At 45.1% G+C, this 9986-nt stretch carries 7 protein-coding genes; 1 reads left to right on the top strand and 6 read right to left on the bottom strand.

Going from position 1 to position 9986, the window contains the following annotated elements:
• On the bottom strand, positions 1-2213 hold a 2213-nt coding region (locus tag J1N09_RS09155), incomplete at its 3' end, for a DUF1028 domain-containing protein (protein ID WP_265199858.1).
• Between the two features lie 259 nt (positions 2214-2472).
• On the opposite strand from J1N09_RS09155, the gene J1N09_RS09150 reads away from it, so the two are divergent.
• A complete protein-coding gene (locus J1N09_RS09150) occupies positions 2473-4158 on the top strand; it encodes an ABC transporter ATP-binding protein (RefSeq protein ID WP_265199857.1) in 1686 nt (561 codons plus the stop codon).
• A gap of 368 nt (positions 4159-4526) precedes the next feature.
• Here the strand turns inward: J1N09_RS09150 and J1N09_RS09145 are convergent, their stop codons facing one another.
• From J1N09_RS09145 to J1N09_RS09125, 5 genes are all read right to left on the bottom strand, one after another.
• On the bottom strand, positions 4527-5183 hold the full coding sequence (locus J1N09_RS09145; RefSeq protein ID WP_265199855.1) for a CoA transferase subunit B: 657 nt from the start codon (positions 5181-5183) through the stop codon (positions 4527-4529).
• The gene (locus J1N09_RS09140; RefSeq protein WP_265199854.1) at positions 5183-5884 is read right to left on the bottom strand and encodes a CoA transferase subunit A; all 702 of its coding nucleotides are present in this window, start codon (positions 5882-5884) and stop codon (positions 5183-5185) included. Before J1N09_RS09140 ends, J1N09_RS09145 begins: the two co-directional genes overlap by 1 nt.
• Before the next feature lie 82 nt (positions 5885-5966).
• Complete coding sequence (locus J1N09_RS09135) at positions 5967-8282, bottom strand: penicillin-binding protein 1A (RefSeq protein ID WP_265199853.1); 2316 nt, start codon at positions 8280-8282, stop codon at positions 5967-5969.
• 3 nt (positions 8283-8285) lie between these two features.
• A complete protein-coding gene (locus tag J1N09_RS09130) occupies positions 8286-8771 on the bottom strand; it encodes a gliding motility lipoprotein GldH (protein WP_265199852.1) in 486 nt (161 codons plus the stop codon).
• Positions 8764-9930, bottom strand: a complete 1167-nt coding sequence (locus J1N09_RS09125; RefSeq protein WP_265199851.1) for a stage 0 sporulation family protein — start codon at positions 9928-9930, stop codon at positions 8764-8766. Before J1N09_RS09125 ends, J1N09_RS09130 begins: the two co-directional genes overlap by 8 nt.
• Positions 9931-9986 lie beyond the last annotated feature (56 nt).

The raw sequence follows: 9986 nt of genomic DNA, 5'->3' as shown, positions 1-9986 counted from the left end.
CTCGTCATGGTAACATTTGATGCCGAAAGGTTGGTAGGAGAGGTAGGCGCCTCTGTATCCGGTGGATCCAGAGTGGTCACGTTTGCCGCATTACTTGGGTCGGATTCGTTTCCGGCGGCATCCTTGGCAACCACTGTGAATGAATAACTTGTAGATGGGCTTAATCCGGTTACATTGAAGGTAGTACCGGTAGTTGTGCCTATCACCACAGCACCTTCATACACGTCGTAGTCGGTTACCCCCACATTATCCGTGGAAGCATCCCAACTCAGATCAGTTGTTGTTTGTGTTGTATTGGAAGCTGTTAGGTTTGCAGGTGGTGTTGGTGGTGTAACATCCGGCCCTCCGGCAGCATTCAGTACAAAGTTGTCCAGGGCGATGTCCGCCTGCCAGGTACCCCCTGTTACTCTGTTGAATCTCAACTGCACAGCGTTTTCTCCGAGGTAAGCCGCCAGATCTATGCTTTCCGACAACCATTGATTGCCAAGGTTCCCGGATCGGTTCCAGATACTAGCCCAGGAATTTCCTCCATTGGTACTAACTTCAAGATCTATAGTTCCCATATCAGTAGACCCAAACTGGTGATAATTGAAATCAAAGGAAGCCGTATTACTATTTGATAGATCAAAACATGCTGATTCAATGATCGCTCTTTTATTAGGGTATCCCGTACCATTCCCGGAAGCCTCAACATAGATATACGTAGCACCTTCAAAAGCCGATGATGGACCTGTATTATTTGATGGGGTTCCATTACTGTTTCTCGTCCAATTCAAGTCATCATTACCTACGTTGGACCACTCCCCGAATGAGCTTTCAAAGCCTTCGGAATAAGGGAAAGTGTCTACCACAGAATTACAGTTTACCGGTGCCGGTGTACCTACCCGTATGTTGTCCACCGCCATATCACTGGTAAAATTGGCTCCGGTTGTGGCATCGAAACGAATTCGAACCGTTTGTCCCTGGTAGGCACTTAAATCGATCTCCTGGCTTTGCCAGCTATTCCCCTGGTCTCCACTGAGGGACCATAGTGATGTCCATCCTGTACCATTGTTTATAGTGGCCGATAAGGTTCCCATATCTACGCCAAACATATGATAATTGAACGAAAGGGATACGGATTCATTCCCAGGCAGCACCAAACATGGAGAAGTCATGATCGCCCTCCCATTGAAGAATGAACTCGCCTCCACAAACATGTATAATTGTCCCTGGCTTGCACCTGTTGGCCCAGTATTACTTGAGGGGGTAGCGAATCTGGTGCGGATCCAGGACTTATCATTCCCTGTACAATTATTGGCATCCTTCACCCATACATTATCCTCAAAATCCATGGTGTACGGAAATGAAGTCACTGTTTCCCTGCAGGTTGGAGGAGTGATTGAACTATCGTAAAGGCACTGAAGTTCATCAATCGGTTCCACGCCAGTCGCCACTGCATTTCCAGTTGTAAAGAAAAGCGACGGACTGGTCTCTCCCGGTGACAGCACTTGAACAAAGGCCGTTCTCCCACTATTCCCGCTGGACGCACAGCGATTGTCACCACCCACGCGCTTGGCTGCCTGCATGGCGGACATAAGCTTGTCTGCGAGTGTTCCAGATGAATTATTAAAGGAGTCGCGCATATCATCTAATAGATCCTGCCCATTAGAAGTATCAAGGATATTTCCCTGGATGGAGACGGTATAGAATGCGTTGTCAATTTGAAGATCGTTCGCATAGTTCCCATTTGATGCACCGGTATAACCAGCCGCACCCGGATTATCAACTCCTACCACACCGTATTGGCGCGATCCCGGACCTCCACAACAGTCGTTATTCTCAAGCCAGGTAATGATCTCTGAAGGTGAATCCCCGGCAAGCATTCGATTCCTGGCATTGATCTGGTTGGGTTCCTGGTAGCTCGCCTGGGTGTGGATGGCTCCTACGATGTTATCGGGATTAGTTGTTCCGTCTGTAATAAGATCACTGAGGAAGTCAATCCCGCCTGTTATACTCACACAACTACATCCTGCTCCACCTACCTGTCCGGTGGTCTTGTCATAGGCTACAATGGAAAAAGTATCTCCTTCACTGTCCCTTGAGTTGTCATTTTGAATAATTGTTTCTTCTATTTCCGGACGATGGTTAGAAAAATTAATGGTTAAAGCGATCAATCCTATGAATAAAATTGACCCAATAAAGATTTGTTTGGTTTGTTTTAGTTGGTTCATAAGCCTTATATTTAAATACGTGATGCAAACCCCGTCTACCGACAAGTATTGATGCAAATTCTAAGAAATAAGAGGGGAGTTCGGAATTTGGGGATAAATTGAATTATTAATAAAGTATATAATGTTTAAGATTTTTGCAGTTTTATTAAATTTTATTGAAAAACATTAAACAAAACACGATAAATTTTAAAAATAGTAATGTATTTCGCAACTTAATTTAGTTAAAATTGCGAATCCTCAATTTATTTGTATTGATTCTATGAAGAATAGAATATTAAATATTCAAAATTTATCCGTTTCCTTCGGAAAAGGTAAAAAGCGGACCGAAGTGGTCCATGAACTTTCTTTTTCTCTTTCTGAAAATGAGATACTGGGGATCGTTGGGGAATCCGGTTCGGGAAAATCGGTAACATCCCTGGCCATTGCAGGCCTGCTTCCGAAGAAAACTGCCCTTGTTGAAGGAGCCATCCAATTTGAAGAAAAAGATCTCACCAAATTAAGCCCTAAAGAATTCAATAAGTTGCGTGGCAAAGAGATCGCCATGATCTTTCAGGAACCCATGAGCGCCCTGAACCCATCACTAAAATGTGGTTATCAGGTTTCAGAGACCCTACAGCATCAACTTGGCCTTTCCAATTCAGAAAGTAAAAAGGAAACCATCAAACTATTCGAAAGGGTAAAACTCCCAAATCCAAGGGAGATCTATAATCGATATCCCCATCAGATCTCCGGTGGTCAGATGCAACGGGTGATGATAGCAATGGCCATTGCCTGTAAACCGAAACTCCTCATTGCCGATGAGCCTTCTACGGCCCTGGATGTGACTGTTCAGAAAGAAATTGTTCAATTACTTAAAGACCTTCAGAAACAAACTGGGATGAGCATGATCTTCATTTCTCACGACCTCAGCCTTGTTTCTGAAATTGCCGACCGCGTCCTTGTGATGTACAAGGGTGACCTGGTGGAAGATGGCTCGGTTTACCAGGTTTTTAAAACTCCCAGGCATTCATATACAAAGGCCTTGCTTGCTGCCAGGCCTGTTCTTAGCAAAAGATTGAAGCGGCTGCCGACCATCGCTTCTTTAGCGGATAAATCCTTCAAGCCGAGAGAAGTCTCACCACAGGAACGCGCCCTTCGTCATAAAGAACTGTACACGCAAGCCCCATTACTTGAAGTAAAGAACATAAAGAAGGAATTTTACAACCAGGCGGGGCTTTTCCAGCCGAAAAAGGTTACTAAGGCAGTAAACGATGTTAGTTTTAGTGTTTTTGAAGGAGAAACCTTAGGATTGGTTGGAGAATCTGGCTGTGGCAAATCCACTCTCGGTAGGGCGATACTTCTGTTGGACAAGGCAACGTCGGGAAGTATTAAATACAGGGGTAAGGAACTAAACCAGCTTGACGCCGATGAGATCCGCCGTATGAGGAAGGAAATTCAATTGATCTTTCAGGATCCGTTTGCCTCATTGAATCCAAGACTGACAATAGGCCAGGCGCTTATGGAACCTATGAAAGTGCATAAGATCGGGGTTTCCAAAAAAGATCGGGAAGACAGGGTCAATGACTTGCTCGACCGTGTTGGACTCGATAATTCCTATTTCAACCGATATCCTCATGAACTGTCAGGCGGACAGCGACAACGAGTGGGAATTGCCCGAACCATTGCGGTTTCACCCAAATTGGTTATCTGTGACGAATCGGTCTCGGCACTTGATATTTCGGTACAGGCCCAGGTTTTGAATTTGCTGAATGAGCTAAAAGAAGATTTCGGCTTTACTTATATTTTTATTTCTCACGACCTGGCAGTGGTTAAGTATATGTCGGACCAACTACTGGTAATGAATGCCGGCAAGATAGAAGAGATGGGGGATGCGGATGAGATCTATGCGAGCCCTAGAAAGGAGTACACCAAAAAACTTATCGATGCCATTCCGAAGGGGATCTAAAAAAAATGGCCCGTTCTAACCTCACAAAGAACGGGCCTACCTTATCTGAATCGTTGCAGATTCGGGGGTAAAGTACTCTGAAAAAAACTACATCAATAAAAACACTTTTTTCGCAACATACAGTACGTTTCTAATCAATCGTACAGTATTTTTTAAGCTTTTAGAAATGGTTAACATAAGTAGGTTTAGTTGGTTTATTTGGGATTGCTAATATGTGAACTATTTTTTATAAAACACGATGTAAAGCATAATTAATCGATGAAATGCGCTTTATTTTAACATTTATTGATTGTTGCTAAGTATTTTCCTACAATAAGAGATGTGGAATGACGTTGTCTTCCGTAGTAAAAAATAGAAAGAGAGGAGAATTAAAGTTGCATTTCAGGAATATCACCCTCCACAACTAGGTCGCCTTCGGTGGCAGCTACAATTTCTTCTACACTAACACCAGGAGCTCGTTCAAGCAGGACGAATTTATTATTCTCAATATTGAGAACCGCCAGGTTGGTCACAATCTTTTTAACGCAATCCACCCCGGTTAGCGGAAGGCTGCATTCTTTGAGAAGTTTTGATGCTCCTGCCCTGTTGGTGTGCATCATGGCAACTATAATATTGTCGGCCGAGGCTACCAGGTCCATCGCGCCACCCATGCCTTTCACCATCTTGCCAGGAATCTTCCAGTTTGCGATATCTCCATTCTGTGCAACCTCCATGGCTCCGAGAATGGTTAGATCCACATGCTGACCGCGTATCATGGAAAAGCTCATGGCTGAATCAAAGAAGGAAGCCCCAGGCATTGCTGTAATCGTTTGCTTCCCCGCATTGATCAGGTCCGGGTCTTCTTCCCCTTCAAAAGGAAAAGGACCCATGCCCAGGATACCATTCTCACTCTGGAACTCCACTTCTATATCCTCACGTACGAAGTTGGCTACCAGTGTAGGGATTCCTATCCCCAGGTTTACATAGTATCCGTCCTTAACTTCCCTTGCAATGCGTTGCGCTATTTGTTCTTTTGATAATGCCATTAATCTCTGGGTCTTACGGTTCGTTGTTCTATACGTTTCTCATATCGCTCACCCTGAAAGATCCGCTGAACGAATATTCCGGGTATGTGGATCTGGTTAGGATCCAGTTCTCCAGCCGGCACAAGTTCTTCAACTTCTGCCACGGTAATAGTGGCGGCTCCTGCCATATTCGGATTGAAGTTACGGGCGGTTCCCTTAAAGATCAGGTTTCCTGCAGTGTCTCCTTTCCAGGCTTTTACAAAGCCAAAATCGGCATCAAAGGCGTACTCCATCAAATGCATCTTCCCATTGAACTCCCTCGCTTCCTTGCCGTCAGCTACTTCCGTTCCGTAACCAGCAGGAGTGAAGAAGGCAGGAATACCACTTTGGGCAGCCTGACAACGTTGGGCCAGAGTTCCCTGCGGAATGAGTTCCACTTCAAGTTCTCCACTTAGCATCTGGCGTTCGAACTCCGCATTCTCGCCTACATAGGACGATATCATTTTCTTGATTTGTTTTTTCTGAAGAAGTAGCCCCAGGCCAAAATCATCAACCCCTGCATTGTTCGAAATACAGGTGACATCCTTAACTCCTCTCCGAACTAATTCCGCTATGCAGTTCTCGGCTATTCCACTTAAGCCGAAGCCACCAAGCATAAAAGTCATACCGTTCTTCACGCCTTCACAGGCTTCCTGAACGCTCGCTACCGTCTTGTTGATCATGTATAGAAATTTGTTGAAAAATTACGAAAATTAGAGCATTAAAAAAACCTGCCGAACAGAAATCTAACAGGTTTTTAATAGCTTAATCAAGGTCGAATTCGTCGGGTATCTCACCCCCTGAATTTTCGGCCTTCCATTTGGCACAATCGGTGGCTATGGAAATCTTGCTTGGTTTCTCAAAACCACTATCCGAAATATTCAATGACTCATCCTCGTAGCAATTCTTCATATAGATACCCCAAATAGGAAGCGCCATTGTTGCTCCTTGTCCGTAGGCGGTTGAACTAAAGTGTGTGGCACGATCTTCTCCACCAACCCAAACTCCGGTGGCTAAGTTGGGAACCATACCCATAAACCATCCATCACTATTGTTCTGGGTTGTACCCGTTTTCCCGGCGATGGGGTTGGTAAACCCGTAAGGATAGCCGGTTACTGCATTTTTGTATACTGAAGCCGCTCCTGCCCAGGTATGTCGGAGCCTCGCTCCCGACCCGGACTGTGTAACCCCTTCCATCAGGCTTAGGGTCACGTAAGCGGTTTCATCACTTATAACATCTCTGGTCTCCGGAACATTCTGATAAAGCACCGTTCCGTTCTTGTCTTCAATACGCTGAATCAATGTTGGTTTGATATAAACTCCCTGGTTAGCGAAGGTGCTGTACGCCCCAACCATTTCGTACAAGGTTACATCAGGCGTTCCCAGAGCAATAGATGGAACGGGAGGGATGTCTTCGGTATCCATCTCCATTTTACTCACCAGTTCGATCACGGGTTCTGGTCCTACCCTGTCGATCAGCCTGGCTGTGATGGTATTGATGGATTGTGCCAGAGCGGCTCGAAGCGTTAGATGTTTCCCGGAAACCTTGCCGGAGTTCTTTGGAGTCCATGGCTCCAACAGTCCGTACTTTCCTTGCGCAATAGTATAAGGAGTGTCCGGCAAGGTGTCGCAGGGGGACATATGCATCTGGTCAATAGCAGTAGCATAGACAAAAGGCTTGAAGGTAGAACCTATCTGCCGTTGCCCCGTCTTCACCATGTCGTATTTGAAATGTTTGTAATCAATCCCTCCTACCCAGGCTTTCACTTCTCCCGTTCTGGGGTCCATGGACATCAGGGCGGCCTGTAAGATTCCCTTGTAATAACGTATCGAATCCAGCGGTGTCATCAAGGTGTCGATATCTCCACTCCAGGAAAAAATGCTCATCTTGGTCTTTTTCTTGAAGCTTTCCCTGATTTCCTGTTCCGACTTCCCCTGCTTTTTCATCTCTCGCCACCTGTCGGATCGCTGCATGGATGCATCCAGGATCTTATTGGTCTCTTCCGGTGTTATATCGCGGAAGGGTGCTGTTTTGTTCTTTTCATTCTGCTTGTGAAATTCCTTCTGAAGGTTAGCCATGTGAGCATCAACCGCATTTTCAGCATATTGTTGCATCCTGGAATCTATAGTTGTATAGATCTTTAAACCATCACTGTATATGTCGTAATTACTTCCGTCACTTTTAGGATTTGCCTCTACCCAATCGGCCATAAATGCACGCGCATATTCACGGAAGTAGGTGGCTATTCCTTCGTTATGCCCTTGCGGCGAGAAACGTATGATCAGGTCGAGCGCCTGCAGGGAGTCTTTCACTTCGGTAGTGATGTAATCGTATTTCGCCATTTGGGCAAGGACGACATTTCGCCTGTTCCTAACCCCTTCAGGATTTTTCAATGGGTTATAGAGAGAGGAATTCTTGAACATCCCAACCAGCGTAGCTGCTTCTACCGTAGTTAAATCTTCCGGTGCTTTTGTAAAATAAATATTGGCTGCCGACTGTATCCCAACAGCCTGGTTCAGGAAGTCGTATTCATTGAAATACATGGTTATGATCTCTTCCTTCGTATATCTTCGCTCCAAGCGGGTAGCTATAACCCACTCTTTTATTTTCTGAAGTCCACGTTGGAATTTGTTGCGAGATACTTGTTCCGTGAAGAATAATTTCGCCAATTGCTGCGAAATAGTACTCGCCCCTCCTTTCGAACCAAGAAAAGCGAATGCCCGTACCGTTCCTTTCGCATCGATCCCTGAATGATCGTAGAACCGGACATCTTCAGTTGCGATCAACGCATTCACCAGGTGATCAGGAAGGTCTTCATATTTTACAGGAGTTCTGTTTTCTTTGTAGAATGTTCCAAGCGTGATCCCATCAGACCCAATGATCTGTGTAGCGAGATTCTTTTCCGGATTCTCCAGGCTGGTCTCATCAGGCAGACTGCCAAAAACCCCCCAGGACGCCAGCAGGAAGACCAATACCACGAAAAGGATGAGCGCCCCGAACAATTTCCAAAACGTACGGATGTGTTTTCCTACACCCTGATCCTGGTTCGTCGCTTTCTTTTTGGTTTTCGCTTTAGCCATAGCTTACTGCTCTTTATTTTCTTCTATACTATATCCAACGTCTGTTATGCCCTCAAGTCTGCTAACGCCTTCAACATCACCGTTATTGCGAACAGCATGTGTTATAGTTATGTTATAATTCCCTTCTTCATAAAAGGAGACATTCTCCTTATACCACAATTTATTTTCTTTCACACTACCAATACCTTCTCCCATCCATTCACCATTTGGGAAGGCCATCTTGTATTCCAGGGTGTCCACAAGCGTCTTCCCGTGAGGAAATTCCATAGCCACAATAAGGAACAGGTTGTTGAAGGGATAATCGTTAGTATTGCGCACGTTCAGAAACACATTGTATTTCTTCAAGGAATCCAGCTGTGGTATCTGGAATTCCAACGACTCCTGTTTATCCCAATAACCCGGTAACGACCTGGATTCAGAAACTACAATGTCATTGGTGCATGATGCCAAAACCAAAAATATCAACAAGCACGTTAACCACTTAGCCATTTCTCTGTGAGTTTCGGTTCCTACTTCGACTCCTTTTCTTTTTTCGTCTTTTGTTTCTTCTTGTTTTGGGCTGATCGAATCGGGTTAGACTATCCTGACCTACCACATTATTGAACAACTCGCTGTCTGGTACAACGACGTCTTCGATGTACTCCTCTATACTTGCTACAGACTTTCCTTTTTTATTCAGGGCGACGATCTCGTTTACTTTATCAACCCGCAGCTCGTGCCAGTTCATCCCATCATTATCGTATGCAAACCACATCAGGCGCTTGAAAATATCGATTTTCTGACAACTGGCCGTTCCTTTTGTGGTGTTCAGTTTGATGTCGGTTCGTGGAAACTCATCCAGTGCCTCCAGGTAGGTATCCAGTTCGTAGTTGAGACAACATTTTAACTTACCGCATTGTCCCGCCAGCTTCTGCGGATTCAATGATAGTTGCTGGTATCTTGCTGCTGAAGTGTTCACCGAACGGAAGTCGGTTAACCAGGTAGAACAGCACAGTTCTCTTCCGCAGGAACCCACTCCACCCAAACGAGCCGCTTCCTGCCTGAAACCAACCTGTTTCATCTCGATACGAGTACTGAATGCCCTCGCCATGTCTTTAATAAGTTGCCGGAAATCAACTCGCTCTTCAGCTGTGTAGTAAAAGATAGCTTTGGATCCATCTCCCTGGTATTCTACATCACTGATCTTCATTTGCAACCCAAGAGCTATTGCGATTTCTCTTGATTCCTTCTGAACGGTTAACTCTTTACTCCTGCATTTCTGCCAGATATCAATATCCTTTTGTGTAGCTTTTCGGTAGATCTTCGGAAGTGCTTCGGTATCTGTGGTTTGTTTTTTCTTTTTCATCTGAACCCTTACGAGTTCACCTGTGAGGGTTACGATACCTATATCATGACCTGGTGCTGCTTCTGTTGCAACCACGTCCCCAATAGACAGGGTCAATCCCTCCGAATTTTTATAGAAATGTTTTCGCCCGTTCTTAAACCGGATCTCAACCCCGATAAAGGGCTCCTGGTCTCCCGGAAGCGACATGTTGGAAAGCCAGTCGAATACCGTTAATTTATTACAGCCATCTGAGCCACAGGTCCCATTGTTCCTGCATCCCTTTGGCTGTCCGTTGGCACCCGTAGTACAGCTTGTACAGCCCATATTTTATATGTGAAGCCCTGCAGTGCATACTACAGGGACGAAGATTAAACAATTAC

Source organism: Aureitalea sp. L0-47, assembly GCF_026126405.1.
Classification (GTDB): Bacteria; Bacteroidota; Bacteroidia; order Flavobacteriales; family Flavobacteriaceae; genus Pukyongia.
The sequence above is the reverse complement of the archived record's forward strand: the minus strand, read 5'-3'. Positions and strand labels throughout refer to the sequence as shown.